General features: G+C 36.9%; 22 protein-coding genes, 3 tRNA genes and 1 other annotated feature. Of the genes, 7 read left to right on the top strand and 18 right to left on the bottom strand.

All coding sequences use genetic code 11. From position 1 onward, the window contains the following. Positions 1–72 precede the first annotated feature (72 nt). From H7T98_RS02590 to yfmF, 12 genes are all read right to left on the bottom strand, one after another. Positions 73–687, bottom strand: coding sequence for a MarC family protein (locus H7T98_RS02590; protein ID WP_073686048.1), 615 nt, complete (start codon positions 685–687; stop codon positions 73–75). A gap of 19 nt (positions 688–706) precedes the next feature. Beyond that, positions 707–1,828, bottom strand: a complete 1,122-nt coding sequence (gene mnmA / locus H7T98_RS02585) for a tRNA 2-thiouridine(34) synthase MnmA (protein ID WP_021144749.1) — start codon at positions 1,826–1,828, stop codon at positions 707–709. 144 nt (positions 1,829–1,972) lie between these two features. After that, positions 1,973–3,682, bottom strand: a complete 1,710-nt coding sequence (locus H7T98_RS02580) for a hypothetical protein (protein ID WP_201061198.1) — start codon at positions 3,680–3,682, stop codon at positions 1,973–1,975. Between the two features lie 100 nt (positions 3,683–3,782). Beyond that, positions 3,783–4,481, bottom strand: coding sequence for a transglycosylase SLT domain-containing protein (locus tag H7T98_RS02575; RefSeq protein ID WP_014635194.1), 699 nt, complete (start codon positions 4,479–4,481; stop codon positions 3,783–3,785). Between the two features lie 183 nt (positions 4,482–4,664). Further along, positions 4,665–5,255 carry a LysM peptidoglycan-binding domain-containing protein gene (locus H7T98_RS02570; protein WP_195187940.1) on the bottom strand — a complete coding sequence of 197 codons (591 nt, stop codon included), beginning with the start codon at positions 5,253–5,255 and terminating at the stop codon, positions 4,665–4,667. A 300-nt stretch (positions 5,256–5,555) separates the two neighbouring features. Next, on the bottom strand, positions 5,556–6,350 hold the full coding sequence (locus tag H7T98_RS02565) for an energy-coupling factor transporter transmembrane component T family protein (protein WP_022496149.1): 795 nt from the start codon (positions 6,348–6,350) through the stop codon (positions 5,556–5,558). Next, positions 6,343–7,185 (bottom strand): energy-coupling factor transporter ATPase, encoded by an 843-nt coding sequence (locus tag H7T98_RS02560; protein WP_073687252.1) that lies wholly within the window; start codon positions 7,183–7,185, stop codon positions 6,343–6,345. Before H7T98_RS02560 ends, H7T98_RS02565 begins: the two co-directional genes overlap by 8 nt. Continuing rightward, a complete protein-coding gene (locus H7T98_RS02555; protein ID WP_201061196.1) occupies positions 7,161–7,991 on the bottom strand; it encodes an energy-coupling factor ABC transporter ATP-binding protein in 831 nt (276 codons plus the stop codon). The genes H7T98_RS02560 and H7T98_RS02555 overlap by 25 nt, the downstream gene beginning before the upstream one ends. A gap of 12 nt (positions 7,992–8,003) precedes the next feature. Continuing rightward, positions 8,004–8,546, bottom strand: coding sequence for a CDP-diacylglycerol--glycerol-3-phosphate 3-phosphatidyltransferase (gene pgsA, locus H7T98_RS02550; protein WP_002892178.1), 543 nt, complete (start codon positions 8,544–8,546; stop codon positions 8,004–8,006). Between the two features lie 12 nt (positions 8,547–8,558). After that, on the bottom strand, positions 8,559–9,416 hold the full coding sequence (locus H7T98_RS02545; protein WP_073689262.1) for a helix-turn-helix domain-containing protein: 858 nt from the start codon (positions 9,414–9,416) through the stop codon (positions 8,559–8,561). 58 nt (positions 9,417–9,474) lie between these two features. Further along, positions 9,475–10,752, bottom strand: a complete 1,278-nt coding sequence (gene yfmH / locus H7T98_RS02540; RefSeq protein WP_175057872.1) for an EF-P 5-aminopentanol modification-associated protein YfmH — start codon at positions 10,750–10,752, stop codon at positions 9,475–9,477. 1 nt (position 10,753) lies between these two features. After that, complete coding sequence (gene yfmF / locus H7T98_RS02535; protein ID WP_175057873.1) at positions 10,754–12,004, bottom strand: EF-P 5-aminopentanol modification-associated protein YfmF; 1,251 nt, start codon at positions 12,002–12,004, stop codon at positions 10,754–10,756. Positions 12,005–12,081: 77 nt separating this feature from the next. Between yfmF and yaaA the strand changes: the two genes are divergently transcribed. Together yaaA and recF are read left to right on the top strand one after the other, a co-directional pair. Beyond that, the gene (yaaA, locus tag H7T98_RS02530) at positions 12,082–12,459 is read left to right on the top strand and encodes a S4 domain-containing protein YaaA (RefSeq protein WP_037599372.1); all 378 of its coding nucleotides are present in this window, start codon (positions 12,082–12,084) and stop codon (positions 12,457–12,459) included. A gap of 2 nt (positions 12,460–12,461) precedes the next feature. Beyond that, complete coding sequence (gene recF, locus H7T98_RS02525) at positions 12,462–13,562, top strand: DNA replication/repair protein RecF (protein ID WP_175057874.1); 1,101 nt, start codon at positions 12,462–12,464, stop codon at positions 13,560–13,562. A 182-nt stretch (positions 13,563–13,744) separates the two neighbouring features. Here recF and guaB read toward each other — a convergent pair whose 3' ends face one another. Beyond that, positions 13,745–15,226: an IMP dehydrogenase gene (guaB, locus tag H7T98_RS02520; protein ID WP_175057875.1), complete on the bottom strand. Its 1,482-nt coding sequence runs from the start codon at positions 15,224–15,226 to the stop codon at positions 13,745–13,747. Positions 15,227–15,404: 178 nt separating this feature from the next. After that, on the bottom strand, positions 15,405–16,427 hold the full coding sequence (gene trpS, locus H7T98_RS02515; RefSeq protein ID WP_175057876.1) for a tryptophan--tRNA ligase: 1,023 nt from the start codon (positions 16,425–16,427) through the stop codon (positions 15,405–15,407). Between the two features lie 45 nt (positions 16,428–16,472). Continuing rightward, positions 16,473–16,712 (bottom strand) — a binding site (T-box leader). A gap of 144 nt (positions 16,713–16,856) precedes the next feature. On the opposite strand from trpS, the gene H7T98_RS02510 reads away from it, so the two are divergent. The 3 genes from H7T98_RS02510 to H7T98_RS02500 all read left to right on the top strand — a co-directional run bounded on the left by H7T98_RS02510 (position 16,857) and on the right by H7T98_RS02500 (position 22,062). Continuing rightward, entirely contained in the window at positions 16,857–17,729 is an 873-nt protein-coding gene (locus H7T98_RS02510) for a YitT family protein (protein WP_073686054.1), read from the top strand. A 66-nt stretch (positions 17,730–17,795) separates the two neighbouring features. After that, entirely contained in the window at positions 17,796–19,418 is a 1,623-nt protein-coding gene (locus H7T98_RS02505; RefSeq protein ID WP_037602413.1) for an ABC-F family ATP-binding cassette domain-containing protein, read from the top strand. A gap of 49 nt (positions 19,419–19,467) precedes the next feature. Beyond that, positions 19,468–22,062, top strand: coding sequence for a YfhO family protein (locus H7T98_RS02500; protein WP_175057877.1), 2,595 nt, complete (start codon positions 19,468–19,470; stop codon positions 22,060–22,062). A 96-nt stretch (positions 22,063–22,158) separates the two neighbouring features. Here the strand turns inward: H7T98_RS02500 and H7T98_RS02495 are convergent. Both H7T98_RS02495 and H7T98_RS02490 read right to left on the bottom strand, forming a co-directional pair. Further along, positions 22,159–22,232 (bottom strand) — tRNA-Asn (locus H7T98_RS02495). A gap of 22 nt (positions 22,233–22,254) precedes the next feature. Beyond that, positions 22,255–22,326: transfer RNA gene (locus H7T98_RS02490), tRNA-Glu, on the bottom strand. 186 nt (positions 22,327–22,512) lie between these two features. Between H7T98_RS02490 and H7T98_RS02485 the strand changes: the two genes are divergently transcribed. After that, positions 22,513–22,586 (top strand) — tRNA-Arg (locus H7T98_RS02485). A gap of 25 nt (positions 22,587–22,611) precedes the next feature. Here H7T98_RS02485 and H7T98_RS02480 read toward each other — a convergent pair. After that, on the bottom strand, positions 22,612–23,295 hold the full coding sequence (locus H7T98_RS02480) for a YoaK family protein (RefSeq protein WP_002892206.1): 684 nt from the start codon (positions 23,293–23,295) through the stop codon (positions 22,612–22,614). A 16-nt stretch (positions 23,296–23,311) separates the two neighbouring features. Continuing rightward, entirely contained in the window at positions 23,312–23,791 is a 480-nt protein-coding gene (gene rlmH / locus H7T98_RS02475) for a 23S rRNA (pseudouridine(1915)-N(3))-methyltransferase RlmH (protein ID WP_037598563.1), read from the bottom strand. A gap of 205 nt (positions 23,792–23,996) precedes the next feature. On the opposite strand from rlmH, the gene H7T98_RS02470 reads away from it, so the two are divergent. Further along, the gene (locus H7T98_RS02470) at positions 23,997–25,232 is read left to right on the top strand and encodes a S1C family serine protease (protein WP_002892211.1); all 1,236 of its coding nucleotides are present in this window, start codon (positions 23,997–23,999) and stop codon (positions 25,230–25,232) included. Positions 25,233–25,259: the final 27 nt, after the last annotated feature.

The raw sequence follows: 25,259 nt of genomic DNA, 5'->3' as shown, positions 1-25,259 counted from the left end.
TCTCATGAGCTTTGACCATCATGACTATTGTTAAAGTTATTTTATCAAATCAAATCATTTTGTCAATGCAAATCACTGTTTGATCAAGGTCTGCACACTGACGATAATCATCTGTATTCCTATCGAGAATAGTAAAAGTCCCATCATTTTCGTTATAATTTTCATCAAATTTTTTCCCAAGAAGCCTGCAATTTGTTTTGCACTTCTTAGTAGGAGATAAGTGATTACACATAGTATAGCAAAAGCAACTACGGTTATTAGTTGATTCCGCAAACCTCCATTAGCCAAGCTTAAGGCAGTTGTAATTGTTCCTGGTCCTGCAAAAAGCGGCATTGCAAGAGGAGAAATAGCAATAGACATTGGATCTGAATTTACTGCTTGCTGCTCCATTCCTTTATAGCTAGGTGAATGATTACCATTAATCATATGATAACCGATAACGGCCACTAATATTCCACCAGCAATTCTGAAAGAAACAATTGTAATTCCAAATACTTTAAAAATGAAATCTCCTGAAAAGATAAAAACAGTTATAATAACAAAGGCAATCAAAAGACTCCTAAAAGCAATTTTTCGTGAAATTTTTTGACTATCATCTGCTACTAAAGCCATGTAAGCAGGAAGATTTGAAATTGGATTCATTATAGCGAAAAATGCCATAAATGCATAAAACAATTGGGAACCCATCGTTAATACTTACCTCCAGTTAGATATACTGACAAACTTTTCCGTCTTTATACGCTTGGTCAATAATACCGCCGCCCAAACATTCCTGACCATCATAGAAAACAACGGCTTGACCTGGTGTAATAGCACGCTGAGGTTCAGCAAAAATCACCTCTGCTTTATCACCTTTAACCTTTACAGTAACTTTACTATCAGGTTGACGATAACGGAATTTTGCTGTACATTCCATTTCAAATTCTTCTGGCATATCTCGAGTAAAGTGAATCATTGAAGCGTCAAGAGAAGTTGACATCAAGGACTCATGGTGGAAACCTTGACCCACGTAAAGAATATTTTTAGAAAGATCTTTTCCTACTACAAACCAAGGAGCATTATCTCCACCTTTTTGGCCACCAATACCCATACCACCACGTTGACCAATGGTATAATACATGAGTCCATTGTGTTCACCCATATCACGACCATCGACAGTCATCATACGACCTTTTTGAGCTGGTAAGTATTGACTAAGAAACTCTTTAAAGTTTTTCTCACCAATAAAACATATTCCTGTTGAATCTTTTTTATTGGCTGTTGCAAGACCTGCACGTTCAGCAATCTCACGAACTTCTGGTTTTTGTAGATGTCCTAAAGGAAACATCGTTTTCTGCAACTGCTCTTGCGAAAGTTGACTAAGGAAGTAGGTTTGATCTTTATTGTTATCTGCACCACGCAACATATGGAAAATGCCATCTTCATCGCGAACAACTTGAGCGTAATGTCCTGTAGCCACATAATCCGCTCCCAATGTCATCGCATAATCTAAGAAAGCCTTAAACTTGATTTCCTTATTACACATAACGTCTGGATTAGGGGTACGGCCTGCACGGTACTCTGCTAAGAAATACTCAAATACACGATCCCAGTACTCTTTTTCAAAGTTGACAGAGTAATAGGGGATACCAATCTGATCAGCTACTGCTGCTACATCTTTATAATCTTCGGTTGCTGTACACACACCAAATTCATCTGTGTCATCCCAGTTTTTCATGAAAACACCGATTACATCATAACCTTGCTCTTTTAAAAGTAAGGCTGTTACTGATGAATCAACGCCACCACTCATACCGACAACAACACGTGTTTTTGAATTATCAGTCATAGATAACTCCTCCCATCAAATAAAAATTAACATAGACTTGAAGGGTCTAGTTATTCAAATATCGATTTGAAGGTCGATTTTGAAGCGTAAAAGCACGCAAGCTTAATTATATCATGATTAAAGAATAATGCAAAAAGGTTACCACTAGGCAACCTTTTTGATACTTATTTTTGTGTAAAGCCACTGTAAACCTATTACTACCAAGACTATTATTGGAATCAATAACGCTACAAATAGCCATCCTGGCTCCTTATAACTTAATAAAAGTTTATTTTGTCCTTCTTGTGAGGAAACGGTCGGTGTACCAATCGTTGACAAGTCATAGTCATCCTTGTCTAGTTCTTTACCATTTAGTGTCAAGATAGAATCTTTATAGACAACTATCGGTAGATTCAGTTCCTCCCCTTCAGCAGCCTGCCAAGTTAATACAAGATAACCATCTTCGAGTAGCTTTTCTGCCTTCTGATTCGTAACGATATTTTCGTAATAAAGATCATAAGTGTTCTGCTTACCTATTGTCCCATAAATAGGTACGTAATCTGGTGTGGGTTTGACAACTAAATTTAAAAACTGTGACAAGTCACTGTCATTCATGGTAAGACTTATCGTCTGATAATCTCCTTCAACGTAAGTATGTTTAACAATGGAAATAAGTTCACCATCTTGTGCCGCCGTTTTTACACGATCGGTAGTATCCATCATGTTCTGAATAAGACCAACACCCGCAAAGGCAAAGAGTAAAACAGCAATACTTTTTCGCCAGTTTACAAATCGCGTGACCGTTAACCCCGTAATTGCTAAAAGTAAAATAGTGGCAGGAACAAAGAATCTAAATGGAAATTGAATCAGTTCAGCAAATGTATTTCCATTTTCTACTAGATACTGCCACGGAAAAAGACCTGTCGACAAGAAGAAGAAGACAAAATAAATAAAATGTAGTATTTTTTTCCATCTAGCAAATTTCTTCCAATTCAAAACAGCGTAAAGAAACTGTAAAATGAGTAACACCATTAAAGAAATTGGAGTATATAGCCAGTATCTTGCTGTTCCATCTATCCCATTCTTACCTATTTCTCTATTTATAAATGGATCTAAAAGGTGATTAGTCCCTCTCAAATATAGAAGTACTAACCAGACATTAACAGTCAGTAAGAGGAACAGAATGACTGCTATAAGGACTTGCACGAAGGTTTCCTTTTTCTTTGCGATAGGAGACTTTACAAAAGTGTAAAGATAAAAAGGAAGATACATCATCACTAGCATCAAAGCACTAAGTACGTGAACCTGAAAAATCAACGCCATAGATAAGGCAAGTCTAATTGGTTCTACTTTTTGATAAAAGACATAGTGAATTGCTGGAATAAAACAAAAAGGTAGTAAAGCTGCTCCCCAACTAGAGAACCCCTGACGCATCGTCCAGTATTGAATAGAGAATGTTGTCGCATAAAGTAAACCTAGTGACAAGGCAATTGTTGTCTTAACTTTACACTGCTTGAGCAAAGCATACATTGAAGACTCAGACAGTATATGTAGTAATACCCTTGACACAATCTGATAACGAAACCAAGTGCCACTTATTAAAACAAGCCCTCCTTGTAAATAGGCAAAAAAAGGACCGTAAAGAGCATTGACAATGCGGCCTGACTGTTGGAATCCATATAAAGATAAAAAGTAAGAAAGGTTACCATTTTTTAGTTGCATAGCAGCTTCATAGAATCTGTTATAGTGAAAGATGGAATCTGAACCTAAAATGACTTTTCTTGTAAATAGTTGTGGTGTAACCAATAACACAGCAAAAGCTATAATAATAAGAGAAACCCACAACTTTTCTCTTGATTTAAAAATTTGTTTCATTGCTATACCTTTCATTCCTATTATAACAAAAAGCTCTATAAAACATATTACCCACATCCAAATTAAAAAGCTGAGAGTATGCTCCCAACTTCTATTAATATTAGTAATTCCAAGCTGACAAACCTTGTGCGTTATAGGCATTCAAGGCTGATTGAATTTGATCCTCAACCGTTGCAGTAGAGCCCCATCCAGGCATTGTCTGAAAAAGACCTGATGCACCTGAACCATTTGCTGCAGTATGATCACCATTTGACTCACGCGCAATAATTGACTCCCAAGTTGACTGAGGAACACCAGTAGCTGCTGCCATCTGTGCCGCTGCATAAGAACCAACTTCTCCTGCAGTGTTACCATTTGAGAGAACAACTGACCCGCTACCAGTTGCAGCAACCGAAGGAGCTGTTCCAGTATTTTGAGTCGACGTAGTATCAGTATTCGTTGAAGCAACGCTTGTAGTAGCAGTATCTGACTGAGACTTTTCAGCTGCTTCTACCGATTCTCCTGTTGTTTCTGACTGAGGCTTACTTTCTTCAACCTTTTCTTTATTAGCTTTATTCTCTTTACTTGAGCTAATTTCTGTTGATTTAACTAAATCTGCTGTCGATTCTGATGTTGTTGATGCTGTTGAAGGTGCTGGGGTAACAGAATCTGAAAATGCATTAACCAACCCTTTATTAATTAGTGTAGACAGTGATACTGCCAAAATGACAATAAAACTTGTTACAATTGCCACTGGTACCGCCAATGATTTCTTCGCTGCTAATTTGATACGGCGTCCCTTATAACTTTTTTTAAACATAAATCCCTCCTAGTTAATTCTAGTTACATTCATCATAACTTAGTAATATTACTGCCGATTATTTGTATTATGTCTAATGTTACAATGATTTATCATTTTAATAAAAAAATGCCAAAAATCTGGCATTTTCCCCTTATTTGTATGAGATTTTACTAGTTTTCCTCATAAGTCAGTAATAATGATTTAGTACCAACCATTAGCATTCCAGAAAGCAAGAGCTGCTGTCCATGAACCATAACGGCTTGCTACATAATTATCTGCTACCTTCTCTTGATTTTCAGGAGACAAGTCTCCGTTCAAATATGATGAGGCTAATTGGTAACGTCCATAATATTGCCCATTTTGAGCTGTATAGCTACCGCTTGACTCACGTTGCGCGATTTCTTCTTTGGCAGCTGCCTCTGAAGAAGAAAGATTTGTATTGGTTGCTTGAGTATCTTCACTTTGTGTAGATTCTGTTGATTGTGTTGATTCAGCAGCTGCTTCTGTTGTAGCTGTTGTAGCTGTTGTAGCTGAAGGTTCTGTAGTCTCTTCAGTTGTTTCATTAATTGTTAAGTTTTGACCAATAGAAATCTTATTGGCGTCTTGAATACCGTTTTTTGAAACGATTTCATCTACGGTCGTACCATTTTTCTTAGCAATAGCTGAAAGTGTATCGCCTTTTTGAACTGTGTAAGTTTCTGCATTAGCTAAAGCTGTTGTCCCAAGTGTTGCTACTGTAACAAGTCCAAAAAGACCTAATTTTTTAGTGTTAGATGTATTCTTTTTTTGCATGATGATGCTCCTTTATCTATTTATAGTCCAATCCATATTAGTCAAAGATATTAAGTTATTTTATTGTTTATGACTAATAGGTAAATCAACTGGCTTACTCTATATAGGGATTCCTCAATCCAGACTAAGCTGAAGAACTATAACCATGTATCTATGATACCTTGGAAATATAACATCCCCTTGTTAGGGATATTAAAAATATTACAAGTAGGTTGGGATTAGACGAAAAAAGAACGCCTACGTGGGCGTCCATCTAAAACTTCTAGGTCTTAAGACCTAGTTTTTATTTATCTCAACGAATTAACTCTTAAGATAAAAAAGCATTAATCCTAAAGCTAAAATAGCAATAATTGATAAGGTATCTCGACCATTCCATGAAAGTCGACGATATTTTGTTCTTCCTTCACCACCTTGATAGCCTCGTGCTTCCATAGCAATCGCCAGAGCATCTGCTCGTTTAAAGCTTGATGCAAACAAAGGAATTAAAATAGGTATTATTGACCGTACCTTCTGAATAATATTTCCTTCACCAAAGTCAACACCACGCGCCTTTTGAGCATTCATAATACGAGTCGTATCATCCATCAAAGTTGGTACAAAACGTAGACTCAAAGATAGCATTAAACCAATTTCATGTGCTGGCACTCTGAAAACAGTAAGAGGTTTTAAAAGTGATTCAACTGCATCAGATAAACTTAAAGGTGTTGTCGTTAGAGTAAGTAGGGTGGAAAAACTAATAATGAGGATAAATCTAAGGAATATCATCCAACCTTGATTTAAACCGACTTCCGTAATCTTTAAAAAGCCGATAGACCAAAGCACACTCCCTTTTGTATTGAAGAAAACTTGAAATAGGGTAGAAAATAAAATAATCCAAATCATTGGTTTGATTCCACCTAAAAAGAAACCAAGTTTTATTTTAGACAAGAAAACCAAGAAAAGTGTAAATAAAGTTATTACAGCATAAGTTAAGGGATTATTAGCCCAAAAGATAATAACAATATAAATCAGCATGGCTAATAATTTACTTCTAGGGTCTAATCGGTGTATAAAAGAGTCCCCAACAATATAACGTCCAATAATTAACTTATCCATGCGACACCACCTCTACGAATTCCTCGATTGTAATAGGGAGACTTTCAAAGTGATAACCTTTTTCTTGTAGCTGTAGCGCAAACTCTGTGATTTTAGGAACACCTAACTGCTTTTCTTTAAGAAAAGTAACCTTTTGAAAAACATCTTTAGGAGCTCCCGACAACACTAGTTGCCCTTTTTCCATAACATTCACAGCTGTTGCATAATCGGCAACATCATCCATCAAGTGAGTTACTAAAACAATCGTCATTCCAGAAAGATGTAACTCCTTAAAGAGAGACATCAATTCCTTCCGGCCCTGTGGATCTAGACCAGCAGTCGGTTCATCCAGTACTAAAATATCTGGTTGCATAGCTAGAATCCCTGCGATGGCAACACGTCGCATTTGTCCCCCTGATAAATCAAAAGGATTCTGTCCATGAAACTCTTCTGGGAGTCCAACTAATTTTAGACTTTCAATAGCACGTTGTTCTGCTTCTTCCTTAGAAACTCCGAAATTTTGAGGTCCAAAGGCAACATCTTCTAAAACAGTTTCTGCAAATAACTGACTTTCTGGAAATTGAAAAACTAAACCTACCTTCTTACGAATTGGTTTTATGTCCTTATTCTTTGATTGACTGGTTATGATCGTATCATCAACGTGAACCTGACCACTAGTGGGTAAATAAAGGCCATTCAAGAGCTGCATAATAGTAGATTTACCACTTCCTGTATGTCCAATAAAGGCCGTATATGAACCATCTTTTACCGTCGTCGTCATATCAAAAAGGGCACGCCCCTCAAAAGGAGTACCCGCTTGATAGATATAACTTACATTTTTGAGAGAGATTCCCATAGTTGTTCTACCAATTCCTTTTCTGTCAGATAGTCTTCACAATCTATCAGACCTTTATTTCTTAGCTTTTGAGTTAATAATGCACTAAAAGGGATATCCAAACCTAAGTCAACCAACTCTGAGCCTCTACTAAATAGTTCACGAGGACTTGAAACAGACTCCACTTTACCTTTTTTCAAAACCAAAACACGGTCACTCAAAGCGACCTCATCGAGATCATGAGTAATTGATAAAACAGTCATTCCGTACTCTTTACGAATAGCTTTAATAGATTGAATCAATTCCTGGCGACCTTCTGGGTCAAGCATGCTGGTTGCCTCATCCAAAATCAAAATAGATGGTCTCATAGCTACAATACCTGCGATAGCCACACGTTGTTTTTGACCTCCAGATAATCTAGCTGGCTCTCTATCCTTAAATTCTGACATTCCTACAAATTCCAGAGCCTCTTGAACTCTTGAAGCCATTTCTTCATAGGGAACACCTTTATTTTCAAGACCAAAAGCAACATCGTCTTCAACAGTTGCCCCAACAAATTGATTATCTGGATTTTGAAAGACCATGCCAATCTTATCACGAATATCCCAGACATTCTCTTCTGTTAATTCTTGACCATCAACGATAATCTGCCCAGACTCTGCCACTAATAGTCCGTCAATAAGACGTGCTGTCGTGGATTTTCCAGAACCATTATGCCCTACAATGGATAGCCACTCCCCACGTTTCACGTGAAACGATACATCATCAAGAATATAGGATGGTTGATCTTGATGATATTTAAATTTTAAATTTTTTATTTCAATCATTTGTTTATCGTACTACTTGAAAGTATCCTTAAATAAGAAACCTGCACCTTTGAAATAATCATAGCCTGAGTAAATTGTAAAGAACAAAGCGATATAAAGCATAATTGTTCCAATAAAATGCAAATGACACAATAATAGAATGATAGATAACATCTGAGTCACTGTCTTAATCTTACCAGGCATAGCTGCAGCGAGAACTGTACCACCGTTTTCCACTAATAAAAGACGAAGACCTGTGACTGCAAGCTCACGACAGATAATAACTGAAACCACCCAGGCTGGCGCTTGATCAATACCGACTAACATAATAAATGCTGACATCACTAGCATCTTATCTGCCAATGGATCTGCAAATTTCCCGAAATTAGTAACAACATGCCATTTTCGTGCCAAATAGCCATCTAAATAATCTGTAATACTGGCAATAGCAAAGACAACCGCCGCAGCAATATGCATAACATTACTTGACGCAAGTGATGTCATCAGTAAAAAGATAGGAATCAAAACAATTCTAGCAAGTGTCAATAAATTAGGTAAATTTTCTTTTTTAAACATTTCTTCTCGATTCTATTGGATTCTTAATGTGAGGTAGCTAGGTGTATTTTTATCTAATTGAGATAAATCAAGTGACTCCCCATTTACCTTTAGAGTTACTTTTGAAGATTGAGCAATAATAATTTGAGTTGGTTTCGTTTTATCAGAAAAATCTAAAGAGTATTTTGAATTTTTCGTTTTTGAAAGGAGGTAACTCTCTGAAGTCTCTGAATTATCTACTGAAAACCAGGTGTCATCATTATTTTCTGATAACTCTACATCTAAAACTACTGAAGAATTTACATTGGAGAAATCAACCATTAGCTGATTTCCTTGAGTTGTCGTTGTTACATTTGCCCCCGAAACGGTAACCTCAGAAATGCTTCGTGACGATTTAGCCTTACTAGCCGTTGATAGATGATTAACTGTAGAGATAGTATTCGGTTTTATCACCTGAGGTTGATTAGAAAGATGTCTAATAATAATATAACCTACTGAACAAATGATAAGTAACGAAACCGCACTAAGAATTAGTAAAGGTAGATAGTTAGACTTTCTTTTTTCTTCACGTTTATGCTTTAAAAAGCGTGACATAGGTGCTTTGGTAGCTATGCTTTCTTCCTTACGTTCAACTGGTTTCTTTTCTTTTTTTAGTTTTTGCTCGCTCTGTCTCTGCTCCTCAAACAGACGCTTTCCATCTAAACCAACCGAAGTGGCATACTTTTCAAGCGCTTCTTGCTGAATGTCCTCTGGCAAAGCTTTAAGTTGATCCATTTCCATAGCCAGAAGAAACTGAGCTTCTACTCCAGAAATTTTTTCTACATCATATAAACTTAATTCTTTCTTTATACGTGCTGCACGTAATTGCTCACCTAGAGAGTGTAACTTCATTTTTCCCCTTTCTAATATTCTTCTTTGTTTTCGTGTCTCTATTATAGCAAATAATCACTTATTTAGGGAAGACAACAAAATCGGTAATCTCTGTATTTGAGAGATAGTGATTCAAAAAATCCTTCAAATCCTTGGAAGTAATGCTCATTAGTTCCTGACCAAAATCAAAGTATGTTTTATCATTCTCAAAATAAGCTAAATACTGACTTCCTAAATTCTGGATATTGTCTAGACTACGTAAAAATTCACCATACAAAGCTTTCTTTTGCAAATCCAATGCCTCATCCGTCAACAGTCTTTTTTTATCTGCCGACGTCATCACTTGACGAATTAAACTTGACATACGGATAGGTTCTGCAGTGTCCATAGTCATAATGACAAATGAATATCGATTAGATACCTCGTATTCAATTGACACAGACTCATCTATTTTTCCTTCAGCATACCAATTTTGATAATAAGGAGACGTCCAGCCAAACAGTAAATTAAACAATAACTGTACCAGTATGTTTTCTCTCATACGATTATCAGTAAAAGGAACACTCTTAAAACCAATGGCTAGCTTTGAGATGAAAATCTCCATTTGAAGACTATCTAATTTTTGGATATCTGACTCAATGGGGTTCTTTTCTTTTTCAACTATTCTCTCAGGTAGTGTAAACTCGCTTTGTTTTTCATTGACAAAAGTGTAAATATCTTCAACATCAAAATCACCTACCAAAACGAGATGACAGTTTGCTGGTTTGTAAAAGCAGTCAAAATTATCTTTCAAATCCTTTACAGTAATTTTTTCAATGCTATCAACACTTCCAGCAATGTCTTGCCCTAATATAGTATTGGGATACAAACTTTGTAAACAACCCAGATATACTCTATAATCAGGATCATCCTGATACATATTTATTTCTTGTTCAATAATTCTTTTTTCATGGTTGACAGCATCTTCGGAACTTGTAAACTTTGATGTAAACTTTAATAAAAGTTCTAAAGACTCCTCAAAGTGGTCAAGGGTAGAGAAATAATATGTTGTCTTATCCAAGGTTGTAAAAGCATTGACATCAGCTCCAAGCTTGACAAAATCCAATGTCACATCCCTTCCCTGTTCATCCTCAAATAGCTTGTGTTCTAGAAAATGAGCAATACCTGCAGGGTAAGATTGTAACTCACCATCAATATAAAAGTGATTATCTAGCGCCCCAAAATTCGTTGACAGAAAGGCGGCTTTTTCTAAAAATCCTTTTTTCTTAATAATTGATAAAGACATACCATTATCTAAAATTGCTGAATAAACTTCTTCATCAATTTTTTGATAATAACGTTTCTTCAAAGCAGCCATTCTAAGACACTCCTTCTAAAAAGAACAAACTCTGTAGCTTAACTTGACGCGCTACACGGCAAACATCTTTTTTAGTAACCTTCTCAATCTCATCTAACCAATTCTCTAATGAAAGACTTTTATCGCCAAAAATCACCTTATTAAAACGTTGTTCCACCAATGTCAAGGCATGATCTTCAGAGAGTAGGGCATTCATTCGTATGATTTTTTTGGTTTGATTCAGGAGAGAACTTGAAAAACGTCCTAATTTAATGTAATTCAATTCTCTACTAATTCCTCGCATAGCCTGATTTCTATTAGATTTTTCAATTCCAGCGTAAACTTCTAGTAAACCTGTAAAGACATCAAATTGACTACTAATTGAATAAGCCAATCCTTCTTTTTCTCGAAGCGTTGTAAATAAAGCAGAGTGGGCAAATTCACCAAACATGGCATTGAATACAATTAAAGCAAAGTAATCTTTATCTCCATATTGACATGAAAATTGGTACCCTAATTGTAAAATAGATTGACTACTCTGTCTAGGTTCTATCTTTTCTTTCACCACATTGACATAAGGTTGACTATAGCTAAACTGTAAATCAACTTGACGTCCCTCCAAAGGAAAACGATGTAAACCTTGGAGTACTTGATAATCATCAAATTCTCCAACCATAAAGATATCAATACGATCTCTTGTCAACATACTTTGAAATTCTTGATAAGCTGTAAACGAAGTCTCGGCTTCAACAAGTTCTGCTTGACCATATTTGGGAACTTTCAAGCCCTCATTTACAAAATAAAGCTCTCTTCCCTTAACTTCACTGTAATAGTAATTATTCTCTGTGTCAACATCAAGGTAGGTCTTTAAATTTTGTTTCTCTACATCAAATACTTTATTTTGGTATTGAGCTACTCTTGACAGTGGCTTGTAAAGACACTCTTTCAAAAATCCTAGAACTTCCCAAAATAATCCATTATTCGTAGGGATAAAGGCATCCTTCAGGTATGTCAACTCTATGTCAACACTATGTGTCAACCCTTTAGTTAACACTCTAGTTGACAACTGTGTTCCATAAAGAGAAGCTAATCTCTCTTTAAAAGACTGTACTGTTGGATACGTCTGATTGGCTGTAGCCAACATTTGTGAAACCAGAGCTCGTTTAGCAATTGTTTGTTTATTCAAAGAACCTGTCATTCGAAAAACAATACGATTAGTTTTATATTTTTGTGTTGGAATGAAGTGTACATAGACACCATCAGCAATTTTCATTGATAACCTCTAAAAAGTTTATGCTTCCAATTATACCATTTTTATGCTATCTTATCTCAAGAGAAAGTTGAGGTACTATGGAATATAAATTATTTGATGAATACATCACACTGCAGGCACTTTTAAAAGAATTAAGTATCATTCATAGTGGCGGAGCTATTAAAGGTTTTTTAGCTAACAATACCGTTTTATTCAATGGTGAAGATGAAAAACGTCGTGGAAAAAAACTTCGTTATGGAGACGTTATTACCATTCCGTCTGAGAAACTTGAAATAACGATTGTAGCTCCTACAACAAATGAAATTGAAGAGCATCAAAAAGAAGTCGCTGAAAAAGCACGTGTTGCTGCCATTGTTAAAAAAATGAATCAGGATAATAAAAAGAAACAAAAGGCACATCCGTCAAAAGAAGGCAATAAAACTAAACGAAAACCCGTTCGTTTCCCAGGAACCTAACTATGTGGCTCGAAAATATTGATATTCAACACTTTAGAAATTATACTGAAGCCTCTGTGAGCTTCTCACCTCATCTCAATATTTTTCTTGGTCGCAATGCTCAAGGAAAAACAAATATTCTTGAGGCCATCTATTTTCTAGCATTGACACGTAGTCATCGGACCCGTTCAGATAAGGAACTGATTCAATTTCAGCAAAATACTCTCAAACTGAACGGCATCGTGCATCGTCATAGTGGAAAGCTACCTCTGGAAATCAGTTTATCTAATAAAGGCCGCATAACAAAGGTCAACCACCTCAAACAAGCTAAATTATCCGATTATATCGGTCACATGACAGTGGTACTCTTTGCTCCTGAGGATTTACAACTTGTAAAGGGATCTCCAAGCCTAAGACGTAAATTTATAGATATTGATTTAGGACAGATTAAGCCTGTTTACCTTTCAGACCTATCAAGTTATAATCATGTACTCAAGCAACGTAATGCTTATCTCAAATCTACTGACAATGTAGACATTAATTTTCTCTCAGTGTTAGATGAACAGCTTTCCGATTTTGGAGCACGCGTTATCGAACATAGACTAGAATTTATCAAGCAATTAGAGGAAGAGGCAGATAGACATCATAGTAATCTCTCAAATCAGATAGAGCGCCTTAAAATCTCCTACGAATCTAATATACCATTCGGGAATAACAAAGTTATTCGTGAATCATTTTTAACCACGTTAAAGCAAAATCACAAAAGGGATATCTTCAAAAAGAACACTGGTGTTGGTCCACATAGGGATGATTTGACATTTTACATTAATGACATGAACGCATCTTTCGGCAGTCAGGGGCAACAACGTAGTCTCATTCTTTCTTTAAAAATGGCTGAGATTGCTCTGATAAAAAAAGTAACAGGTGAATTTCCAATTCTTCTCCTCGATGATGTCATGAGTGAGCTTGACAATCACCGTCAACTCAAACTGTTAGAAAGTATTGACGAAGAGGTTCAAACCTTCATGACGACAACTTCACTTGATCATCTGAGTAAGCTACCACCCGATTTAAAGACCTTCTTAGTCAAGAATGGTATTATTTGTGAAAAACAAGTCGATTAAGCGACTTGTTTTTCTGTTTTTTGTGCTTTACATATATGACAAGTGATGTTAAAAAGAGTGTAAATGAAAACTCACCCAAACCCTTTGTTAACAATTTTGTTTGTGTAAATATATTGTAAACCTACTGTAAAAATTAATGTAAAGAAAAAGTACTTACCTGAAGTAAGTACTTTTATGTTTTTTTAATGAGCTGAGTAGTTAGGCGCCTCGTTTGTAATTTGAACATCGTGAGGGTGACTTTCAATAAGTCCTGCACCTGACATTTCAACAAACTGAGCTTTGTCATGTAAAGCCTGGATATCTTCTGCACCTGTATAACCCATACCTGCACGGATACCGCCAATCAATTGGAATACGATATCAGCAGCAGAACCTTTATAAGCTACACGGCCTTCAATTCCTTCTGGAACAAGTTTATTCGCTTCATTAACTGCACCTTGGAAGTAACGATCGCTTGATCCCTTCTTCATCGCTGCAATTGATCCCATACCACGGTAAGATTTGTATTTACGACCTTGGAAAATCTCAGTTTCACCTGGTGCTTCATCAGTACCAGCAAACATAGAACCAAGCATTACAGCATTACCACCTGCTGCAAGAGCTTTTACAATATCACCTGAGTATTTGATACCGCCATCAGCAATGATTGTTTTTCCGTATTCACGCGCAACACTAGCTGCATCGTAAATAGCAGTGACTTGAGGAACACCTACACCCGCAACCACACGTGTTGTACAAATAGAACCTGGTCCGATACCTACTTTAACAACATCGACACCTGCTTCATAAAGTGCACACGCACCTTCAGCTGTTGCGATATTTCCTGCAATCAAAGTACGGTCTGGGAAGTGGGCACGAATTTCAGCAATTTTACGAAGAACACCTGCTGAATGACCATGTGCAGTATCAATGACAATAGCATCTGCGCCTGCTTCAAAAAGAGCTTCTGCACGTTCAAAGGTATCAGAAGTAACACCTACAGCACCTGCTACCAAAAGACGACCGAACTCATCCTTAGCTGCATTAGGAAACTCGATAACTTTTTCGATATCCTTAATAGTAATAAGTCCTGACAAACGACCTTCTTCATCAACTAGAGGTAGCTTTTCAATACGATGCTCATGAAGAATACTTTCAGCCGTTTCAAGATCTGTTTCAACTGGAGCAGTGACCAATTTCTCAGAAGTCATGTGTTCTGAAATTGGAGTATCGTAATTAGAGATAAAACGCATATCACGGTTTGTGATAATACCAACCAATTTACGATTTTCAAGTGTCTCAACAATCGGAACCCCTGAGATACGGTAACGTTGCATCAACTCTTCAGCTTCAGCAACTTTATTTTCAGGCGTTAGGAAGAATGGATCAATGATGACACCATTTTCAGAGCGCTTTACTTTTCGAACTTCTTCAGCTTGTTCCGCAATAGACATGTTTTTGTGAATGACACCCAAACCACCTGCACGAGCAATTGAGATAGCCATCTTACTATCTGTGACCGTATCCATGGCTGCAGTGATAATTGGGATATTTAATGTCAAATTTTTAGCCAAATTCGTCTTCAAGTTGACGTTGTTTGGTAGAACATGACTTTCCGCAGGAATAAGCAATACGTCATCAAAAGTGTAACCTTTTTTCAAGAATTTAGTGTCCCAATTTGACATTATAATCGTCCTCTTTTCTCAAAGTTTTGAGGTACAAAAACCCCAGCCTATTTTTTAATTGTTAATATCATATCATGCTAAAATGATTTGTCAACAGATTTCGCATAAGATTCTAAGAAAACCTTTTTCCAAATAAAAATAGGGCTCCAGATTATCTTGAGTCCCTACTTTTTATTTCTTAGAAATACTTAATTCCCATCGCTTCTTTTACTTCCGCCAATGTTTGTCCAGCAACTTCACGCGCTGCTTGACTACCTTTTTCAAGCATACGGAAAACTTCTCCCATATCCTTGGCATATTCTAAACGACGTTCACGAATTGGAGCTAACTCACGTTCTAAGATTTCTAGAAGATAACGTTTTGTCTTCACATCTCCTAAACCACCTCGTTGATAATGTTCTTTCATTTCAGCAATTGTAGTAGCATCCTCTTCGCGACCAAAGATATCAAGATAATGGAAAACCATATTACCTTCAATTTGGCCTGGATCTTCCACACGAATATGATTTGGATCCGTATACATGCTCATGACTTTTTTACGAACAGTGTCCTCATCATCTGAAAGGAAGATACCATTACCCAAGGATTTAGACATCTTAGCATTACCGTCTAGACCTGGAAGGCGTCCCGCAGCTTCATTTTCAGGGTAGATCCCCTCTGGCTCAACCAAAATATCACAATGATAAGTATGATTGAAGCTACGTGCAATTTCACGTGTCTGCTCAATCATTGGCTTTTGGTCATTACCTACAGGAACATAATTTGCTTTAAAGGCCGTGATATCAGCTGCCTGAGAAATTGGATAAACTAGAAAGCCTGTTGGAATAGATTCTCCGAAGCCTTTTTGAGCAATTTCCGTCTTAACTGTCGGGTTACGCTCTAAACGTGCCAATGAAACTAGGTTCATGTAATACATAGTCAACTCAGCCAACTCAGGAATCTGACTTTGAATGAAAATAGTCGACTTCGTTGGATCCAAACCTACAGAGAGATAATCTAAAGCAACATTCCCAATTGATTCTTTGATAATCTCTGACTCTTTGGCGTGATCCGTAAGGGCTTGCTGATCAGCCAAAAAGACAAACATGTTATATTTATCTTCGTTTTGTAAAAGGACACGATTTTTTAAACTACCAACATAGTGTCCTAGATGAAGTTTCCCTGTTGGACGGTCTCCCGTCAAAATAATAGGTTTCGTCATATAATTACCTCTCTAATACAAAAAAAATCCCCACGCAAAAACATGCGTGAGGGCGTTAATCACTTTTGATACGCGGTACCACCTCAGTTGATAACTCTTTCTGAAGCTATCATCTCAAACCTTCTCAACAAAGAAGTTGCACGATAAGGGGTGCCAAACCTAACGTTTATGTGTTCACGTTAACCGTCAATTCTCTTCAGCCCATTCATTCCACCTTCATACTGGTTTTCAGCAACCACCAGCTCTCTATAAAAAAGGAAAGAATTACTCTTCTGATGACTATTATTCTACATTGTTTTATCTATTCTTGTCAAGATTATGTTTCTAGTTTCACGTGAAACACAACCTTAGATACAACCAAAATAGTCAATACTTGACGGAAACTTAAAAAGACTTGATAATAAGAATATCATTTCTAGGAGATAATATATGAAACGTCGAATAATAGATATACTTTTAGTTACAATCGGTTCTTTTATTGCTGCGGTTGGCTATAACTCACTTTTAGTTAAGAATAATATTGCCTCGGGTGGTGTCGGAGGGCTAGCCATTAGTTTAAATGCCCTTTTTGGTTGGAACAATGCTAACTTCGTCTTAGCAACCACCATCCCTTTGTTAATTTTATGTTGGTGCTTTCTTGGTCGCGAAGTTCTCCTAAAAACCTTCTATGGGTCTCTTATCTTCCCAACTTTTATTAAATTAACCGAGGGCTTACCTACACTCACCAAACAACCTTTGTTGGCTGCTATTTTTGGTGGGATTGTATTAGGGTTAGGACTAGGAATAGTCTTTTATGGAAATTCCTCAACTGGGGGAACTGGAATTATCACACAAATTCTCCACAAGTATACGCCACTCCCACTAGGAATGGTACTACTTATTGTTGATGGAATCATTGTCGCAATCAGTGCTATTGCCTTTCCACCTGATACTGTTATGTACTCCATCCTCTCACTTGGAGTTGTTTCTCTTACAATTGATAAAATGATGGTCGGACTCAATTCATCACGAAATCTTCTAATCATTTCGCAAAATAGTGAACAAATCCTAAAATACATCACTAGAGTGGCTGATCGAGGAGCAACAAAAATTCCAGTTCTTGGTGGACATACTGGACATGCACAAAATATGATTATGACTACCTTGTCAACTCATGAAGTTCCGAAAGTTCAAGAAGAAATCCAAAAAATAGATGAAACTGCCTTTATCGTCATTGTTCCTGCTTCTACAGTTATGGGACGTGGATTTAGCCTCCAAAAAGATTACCAAAGAGTTCCAAATGACTTTATTAATCCCTTATAAAATCGATTGAAATAAAGTCTAATTTCTCGTAAAATAGTAGTTAAGAATAAAAATAAAGGATATTATATGCTTACTGTATCGGATGTATCGCTTCGTTTTAGCGATCGTAAACTTTTTGATGATGTTAATATTGCCTTCACGCCAGGTAATACTTACGGTCTTATCGGTGCCAATGGTGCTGGTAAATCTACTTTTTTGAAAATTTTAGCTGGTGATATCGAACCAACAACAGGACATATCTCTCTTGGTCCTGATGAGCGTCTTTCTGTTCTTCGTCAGAACCACTTTGACTATGAAGATGAACGCGTCATTGATGTTGTTATCATGGGGAATGAACGCCTCTACGATATTATGAAAGAAAAAGATGCCATCTACATGAAGGAAGATTTTTCAGATGAAGATGGTGTCCGTGCTGCTGAATTAGAAGGACTCTTTGCTGAATTGGGTGGTTGGGAAGCTGAAAGCGAAGCCTCACAATTGCTTCAGAACCTAAATATCTCAGAAGACCTTCACTATCAAAATATGAGCGAATTAGCTAATGGTGACAAGGTGAAAGTCCTCCTTGCAAAAGCGCTTTTTGGTAAACCTGATGTACTTCTTCTTGACGAACCTACCAACGGTCTTGATATCCAGTCAATCTCTTGGCTTGAAGATTTCTTGATTGATTTTGAAAATACGGTCATTGTCGTATCCCATGACCGTCATTTCTTGAATAAGGTATGTACGCATATGGCCGACCTTGACTTTGGTAAAATCAAACTCTATGTCGGTAACTATGACTTCTGGAAACAATCTTCAGAATTGGCTGCACGCTTGCAGGCTGACCGTAATGCAAAAGCAGAAGAAAAAATCAAAGAACTTCAAGAATTCGTTGCACGTTTCTCTGCCAACGCTTCAAAATCTAAACAAGCTACTTCTCGTAAGAAAATGCTTGATAAAATTGAACTAGAAGAAATCGTCCCATCAAGTCGTAAATACCCATTCATCAATTTTAAAGCAGAGCGTGAAATCGGTAATGACCTTCTAACAGTTGAAAATCTCACTGTTAAGATGGATGGTGAGACTATTCTTGATAACATTAGTTTCATCTTACGACCAGGAGATAAGACTGCCATCATCGGTCAAAACGATATTCAAACAACTGCATTGATTCGTGCTCTTGCCGATGATATTGACTACGAAGGTACAATCAAATGGGGTGTTACTACTAGCCGCTCTTACCTTCCAAAAGATAATTCTAAAGACTTTGCATCCGGTGAATCAATTCTCGAATGGCTCCGTCAATTTGCCGAAAAAGGGGAAGATGATGATACCTTCTTGCGTGGATTCCTTGGACGTATGCTCTTCTCAGGAGATGAGGTTAATAAATCTGTTAGTGTTCTCTCAGGGGGAGAAAAGGTACGTGTCATGCTTTCTAAGCTCATGCTTTTGAAATCTAACGTCCTTCTTCTAGATGATCCAACTAATCACTTGGATTTGGAATCAATCTCAAGTCTGAATGATGGCGTCCGTGACTTCAAAGAGTCTGTTATCTTTGCCAGTCATGACCATGAATTTATCCAAACAATAGCGAACCACATCGTAGTCGTTTCTAAAAATGGGGTTATTGACCGTATTGATGAAACTTATGATGAATTCCTTGAAAATGAAGAAGTGCAAGCTAAAGTCAAAGCACTATGGGCTGATTAAACTATAAAAAGATGCAGGTTGGGATATCCCAACCTGTCTTAGTATCATTATGACAAATAAAAAATACCATACGACTTTATTATTTTATCTGGCTGCCTTTTTCTTGCCAGTACTAATCATGATAGGTGTGCTGTATAGCCAAAAAATCTATCCTGGTAGTGAGCGGACTATTTTAACAAGTGATGGTTTTCATCAGTATGTGATTTTTGCAACTGGACTTAGGAATATACTTCATGGAGATGGAAGCCTCTTTTACACCTTTACAAGTGGGCTAGGTCTTAATTTCTATGCTCTAACAAGCTATTACTTAGGTTCCTTCTTGTCTCCACTTTACTATTTCTTTACTGTCAACCAAATGGCCGATGCTTTTTATTATATAACACTGCTTAAGTTTGGTCTTATTGGGCTCTCAGGAGCTTTTAGCTTTAAGCGTCTCTTTACAAAAGTGTCAAGAAGTTTCATCCTATGTCTTTCTACAGGATTTGCTTTGATGAGCTTTGCTACCAGTCAGTTAGAAATTAACACCTGGCTAGATGTCTTTATTCTAGCACCTCTAATCATATTAGGTTTACACCTCTTACTAAGATTCAATAGACGGGGCTTATACTTTTTTAGTCTAACCTGCCTTTTTATCCAAAACTACTATTTTGGATATATGATGGCTATTTTCCTAACCCTTTACACCATAGTACAATTGATAACTATCAAGGGGTGGAAGAGTAAGATTCTTCATTTCATAGACTTTGGAATTGTCTCTATACTAGCTGGTTTAAGTAGTGCTATCATGCTGCTGCCAACGCTACTTGACTTGACAACACATGGTGAAAAATTTACAGGTGCGTCAAGTTTGTTGACAGAGTCTACCTATTATTTTGACTTCTTTGCGAAAAATCTCGTTGGAGTTTATGATACTACTAAATTCGGATCAATCCCTATGATTTATGTGGGAATCTTACCTTTGATTCTTTTTCTACTTTTCTTTATTAGTAGGGAAATCAAGCTATCATTACGTCTAGGTTACCTCTTATTAGTAGCTTTCTTTATCGCTAGCTTCTACTTACAGCCTCTTGATTTGTTTTGGCAAGGTATGCACGCGCCTAACATGTTTCTCCATCGCTATTCTTGGCTCCTATCTCTCCTAACTGTTCTTTTAGCAGGAGAAACACTCAACCGAATTAGAAAGTTTTCTTTTAAAAGGCTCCTCCTATCTTTCTTAGGATTGAGTACCACTTACTTACTAACTTGGATCTTTCAATCTCACTATAGCTTCATTGAACCAGTCTCCTGGCTATTAAGTCTAGCATTTCTCCTAGCCTATGCCATTCTATTTACTAGCTATTTTAGCCAGCAGATTCCTGGGAGTGTTTTTCGCTGTTTCACCTTCTTATTCTGCATTTTTGAGCTTACATTAAGTACTTACTATGTTGTTGGAGCTCTTGGAAATGAGTGGGTATTCCCAACTCGTGAAGGCTATCTACGAAATATGTCTGCCATTACAAAACTAGTTTCAAAAACTAAGCAAGCGAATAAGACTTTTTACCGTACTGAAAGGTTAGAGGCTCAAACTGGTAACGACAGTATGAAATTCAATTATAATGGTATTTCTCAGTTTTCATCCATTCGAAATACCGCTTCAAGCTCTACACTCGATAGGTTAGGCTTCAAATCTGAAGGGACTAATTTAAACCTACGTTACCAAAATAACACCATTATCGCTGATAGTCTCTTCGGAATAAAATATAATTTATCGAACTTTGACCTTAATAAGTATGGTTTTAATCACGTAACTTCTGAGAAAACAATGGGACTTTATCAAAATAATAATGCAAGCCAGCTTGCTATCTTAACTGATGGCATTTACAATAATATTGACTTCACTGTCAATACGCTTGACAATCAAACTAGCTTGCTGAATACTCTCTCTGGACTTAACTTAACCTATTTTAAACGAGCTCCATCTCAACTGTTTGATAAGGATGCTAGATCTTTGAATCAGCGCGTGGCTAAAAACGTTAGCAACTCGAATAAAGATTTTGTAACAATAACCTATCAAGTTATTGCTCCACCACATAGTCAACTCTATGTTAGTATTCCTAATATTTCTTGGTCTGATGACAATAACCACTCTCTGTCAATTACTGTAAATGGTGTGACAAAGAATCAAGTTACTGACAATACCTTTGATTTTTTTGACCTTGGCTACTTTGAAACAGAGTCAATGGTTACCATCAAACTTAGTTTCTCTGGCAATAAAGCAATATCCTTTGATAATCCTAGTTTTTATGCCCTTGATACTCAAAACTATCAGATAGCTATGGATACTATTAATGAACGTGATAGCAAGGTTACTACGTCAAAAAATAAAGTGTTCGTTGATTATAGCAGTAAAACGAATGCCTCACTATTCTTTACCATTCCATATGATAAGGGATGGACAGCGACCATAAATCATAAAAAAGTTAAGATTCAACGAGCCCAAAAGGGGTTCATGAAAGTCGATGTCCCTAGTGGAAAAGGAAAAGTTGTTCTAACCTTTATTCCCTATGGACTTAAGACAGGTTCATTGATTAGTCTATTGGCAAGTATCATATTTTGTTGCTACGCTTACTTCATCAGAAAAACAACTATTATTCAAAAAAGCTGATTATCTTAAATTAAATAGGTCTGGAACAAGTGTTCCAGACCTATTTAACTTTGGGTACAAAAAAACTCAAGCTATACAACTTGAGGTGTCTTATCACTCCGCCAGTAGGACTCGAACCTACGACATCATGATTAACAGTCATGCGCTACTACCAACTGAGCTATGGCGGATAAAACTGCTAAGTAGCAAAAATAGTCCGTACGGGATTCGAACCCGTGTTACCGCCGTGAAAAGGCGGTGTCTTAACCCCTTGACCAACGGACCAAGTTCTGAGATTTTTATCTCGTTAATACTCTTATTATTATATCAGAGTATTCGATTTTGTCTATACTTTTTTTCAAAAAAAATATTAAATTTTGCTAAATTTATTCGAATTTTACGTTCGTTTTTATCTTGCTTTTACAAAGTATTGACATGTTGCTATATATTTTGTAAACTAATAGAGTTATTGGTCCCATAGCTCAGCTGGATAGAGCATTCGCCTTCTAAGCGAACGGTCGCAGGTTCGAATCCTGCTGGGATCAGATAAAAAAACGCATTCTAGAATCTCTAGTTGCGTTTTTCTTTTGCCTCGATAAATAAGAAATAATTTAAAACAAACAAGGGAAGCAAAGTCGTATATAGGCTGTATTCATGTAAATATTGAGCAAACCAAGTTGAGGCTGCGACTCCTACCATGAATGTAAAGATGATAATAGTTGTATAAGAAGCTTGTTTAAGCGCTTTGGCATCACCCTCGTCAATAGCCCTAGCAATGGTTAAAGAAGTATTAGTAATATTACCAGTCATCATAAAGGAAGCATAATTTACACCTCTGACTCGCTTAAAAATACCTACTTGAAGAGAGGCGAAGAATGCCAAGCCTGCAATCGTAATAGTAGAATCAACGTATGGTGTAATAATTGCAAGAATAGTCATCAAGAGAAGGGCAAGTCTAATCGCTTGCAAATGCCATCCCCACTTATGGTTAATGAGCCACTTCTTAACAAAAAAAACAAAAAACTGACCTAAAACAAAGAAAAAGATAGGTATTACATAGCTAAAAGCTCTTGCAATATGCCCCTCAACAAGGTGAATGACCAAATAGAGGAGATTGCCTGTCTGGATACTTGCAAATCGACCGTCTTGAGTATTGTAAGTATAGGCATCAATGAAGCCTCCTATATAACTAACTAGAGTTGCTACTCGTAATCCTTCAAAAACACGATAGGAGCGTTTTTTCATTCTGAACATGTCTGTTTCCTTTTTTCTACTTATGATAAGGACTTCCCTGCTGAATCATGAATGCACGATAAATTTGTTCTACTAATACAAGGCGCATAAGCTGATGAGGGAATGTTAAGAGACCAAAACTCATCAATCGATTAGCTCTCTTTTTTACTGTTGGAGAGAGTCCCAAACTGCCCCCTATAATAAAAGTAATATCTGAATAGCCTCTAAGGGTCACTTGCTCTAACTCTTTAGCAAATTGTTCCGAGGGAAATTGTTTTCCTTCAATAGCTAAGGCAATGACATAATCACGATCACCTACTTTAGCCAAGATACGCTGTCCTTCTTTGTCTAGGATAGCTTTATTTTCAGCTTCACTTGCATTATCTGGCGTCTTTTCATCCGTTAATTCTATAGATTCAAATTTTGTGAAGCGTCCTAGTCGTTTGACATACTCCGCAATGCCATCTTTCAAATATTTTTCTTTCAGTTTTCCAACGGTAATCAATTTAACTTTCATAGGCTTATTATAGCACATATCCACAATCTTTTAACACCTTATCCACACCTTTTTCGTGTCAAGCATCTATAGTTATCCTTATAAAATCGCTTTTTATCTACACTTTTTGAAACTTATCCACAGACTGTTGATAACTGTTTTTTAAAATCACTTTATGATATAATTAAGCTTACTTTGATATGTTTATCAAAAAGGAGGACTAAACGTGAAAAAATTTAACTGGAAAAAAATAGTAGCGCCAATTGCAATGCTTGTTATTGGCTTACTAGGTGGTCTACTAGGTGCCTTTATCCTATTAACAGCAGCAGGGGTATCTTTTACCAATACAACAGATACAGGTGTTAAAACAGCTAAGACCGTATACAACAATACAACAGATACAACTAAGGCCGTTAAGAAAGTACAAAATGCCGTTGTTTCTGTCATCAATTACCAAGAAGGCTCATCTTCAGATTCCCTAAATGAACTTTATGGTCGTATTTTTGGTGGAGATGATAGTTCTGATTCTAGCCAAGACAAATCAAAAGATTCTGATGGATTGCAAGTCGCTGGTGAAGGTTCCGGTGTTATCTATAAAAAAGATGGGAAAGAGGCCTACATCGTAACCAACAACCACGTTGTTGATGGTGCTAAAAAACTTGAAATCATGCTTTCAGATGGATCAAAAATTACTGGTGAACTCGTTGGTAAAGATACTTACTCTGACCTAGCAGTTGTCAAAGTTTCTTCAGATAAAATAAAAACCGTCGCAGAATTTGCAGATTCAAACTCCCTCACAGTTGGTGAAAAGGCAATTGCTATCGGTAGCCCACTTGGTACCGAATACGCCAACTCAGTAACAGAGGGAATCGTATCTAGCCTTAGCCGTACCGTAACTATGCAAAACGACAATGGTGAAACTGTCTCAACAAATGCTATCCAAACAGATGCTGCCATTAACCCTGGTAACTCTGGTGGTGCCTTAGTCAATATTGAAGGACAAGTTATCGGTATTAACTCAAGTAAGATTTCATCAACGTCAGCAGTCGCTGGTAGTGCCGTTGAAGGTATGGGATTCGCCATTCCATCAAACGATGTTGTCGAAATCATTAATCAATTGGAAAAAGACGGTAAAGTTACACGCCCAGCCCTAGGAATCTCAATGGCCGATCTTAATAGCCTTTCTAGCAGTGCAACTTCTAAATTAGATTTACCAGATGAAGTTAAATCTGGAGTTGTTGTCGGTAGCGTTCAAAAAGGTATGCCAGCTGACGGTAAACTTCAAGAAAATGATGTTATTACTGAAATTGACGGTAAGGAAATCAGCTCAAAAACTGATATTCAAACCAATCTTTACAGCCATAGTATCGGAGATACAATCAAGGTAACCTTCTATCGTGGTAAAGAGAAGAAAACTGAAGAACTTAAATTAACAAAATCTACAGAAGACTTATCTGACTAAGTCATTGACAAATCTGTCAAAAGACCT

Source organism: Streptococcus sp. 23.2, from assembly GCF_016648665.1.
GTDB lineage: Bacteria > Bacillota > Bacilli > Lactobacillales > Streptococcaceae > Streptococcus > Streptococcus salivarius_E.
Note: the sequence above shows the minus strand (reverse complement) of the source record. Positions and strands in the feature narration are given on the sequence as shown.

Coding starts and splice junctions, on each gene's coding strand:
- yfmH (WP_175057872.1), bottom strand. CDS start 10,752: ATGGCTGCTTTGAAGAAACGTTATTATCAAAAAATTGATGAAGAAGTT.
- H7T98_RS02505 (WP_037602413.1), top strand. CDS start 17,796: ATGCTTACTGTATCGGATGTATCGCTTCGTTTTAGCGATCGTAAACTT.
- pgsA (WP_002892178.1), bottom strand. CDS start 8,546: ATGTTTAAAAAAGAAAATTTACCTAATTTATTGACACTTGCTAGAATT.
- yfmF (WP_175057873.1), bottom strand. CDS start 12,004: ATGAAAATTGCTGATGGTGTCTATGTACACTTCATTCCAACACAAAAA.
- trpS (WP_175057876.1), bottom strand. CDS start 16,427: ATGACGAAACCTATTATTTTGACGGGAGACCGTCCAACAGGGAAACTT.
- H7T98_RS02570 (WP_195187940.1), bottom strand. CDS start 5,255: ATGCAAAAAAAGAATACATCTAACACTAAAAAATTAGGTCTTTTTGGA.
- recF (WP_175057874.1), top strand. CDS start 12,462: ATGTGGCTCGAAAATATTGATATTCAACACTTTAGAAATTATACTGAA.
- guaB (WP_175057875.1), bottom strand. CDS start 15,226: ATGTCAAATTGGGACACTAAATTCTTGAAAAAAGGTTACACTTTTGAT.
- H7T98_RS02510 (WP_073686054.1), top strand. CDS start 16,857: ATGAAACGTCGAATAATAGATATACTTTTAGTTACAATCGGTTCTTTT.
- H7T98_RS02580 (WP_201061198.1), bottom strand. CDS start 3,682: ATGAAACAAATTTTTAAATCAAGAGAAAAGTTGTGGGTTTCTCTTATT.
- H7T98_RS02575 (WP_014635194.1), bottom strand. CDS start 4,481: ATGTTTAAAAAAAGTTATAAGGGACGCCGTATCAAATTAGCAGCGAAG.
- H7T98_RS02555 (WP_201061196.1), bottom strand. CDS start 7,991: ATGATTGAAATAAAAAATTTAAAATTTAAATATCATCAAGATCAACCA.
- H7T98_RS02560 (WP_073687252.1), bottom strand. CDS start 7,185: ATGGGAATCTCTCTCAAAAATGTAAGTTATATCTATCAAGCGGGTACT.
- H7T98_RS02545 (WP_073689262.1), bottom strand. CDS start 9,416: ATGAAGTTACACTCTCTAGGTGAGCAATTACGTGCAGCACGTATAAAG.
- yaaA (WP_037599372.1), top strand. CDS start 12,082: ATGGAATATAAATTATTTGATGAATACATCACACTGCAGGCACTTTTA.
- H7T98_RS02500 (WP_175057877.1), top strand. CDS start 19,468: ATGACAAATAAAAAATACCATACGACTTTATTATTTTATCTGGCTGCC.
- H7T98_RS02480 (WP_002892206.1), bottom strand. CDS start 23,295: ATGTTCAGAATGAAAAAACGCTCCTATCGTGTTTTTGAAGGATTACGA.
- H7T98_RS02590 (WP_073686048.1), bottom strand. CDS start 687: ATGGGTTCCCAATTGTTTTATGCATTTATGGCATTTTTCGCTATAATG.
- rlmH (WP_037598563.1), bottom strand. CDS start 23,791: ATGAAAGTTAAATTGATTACCGTTGGAAAACTGAAAGAAAAATATTTG.
- mnmA (WP_021144749.1), bottom strand. CDS start 1,828: ATGACTGATAATTCAAAAACACGTGTTGTTGTCGGTATGAGTGGTGGC.
- H7T98_RS02565 (WP_022496149.1), bottom strand. CDS start 6,350: ATGGATAAGTTAATTATTGGACGTTATATTGTTGGGGACTCTTTTATA.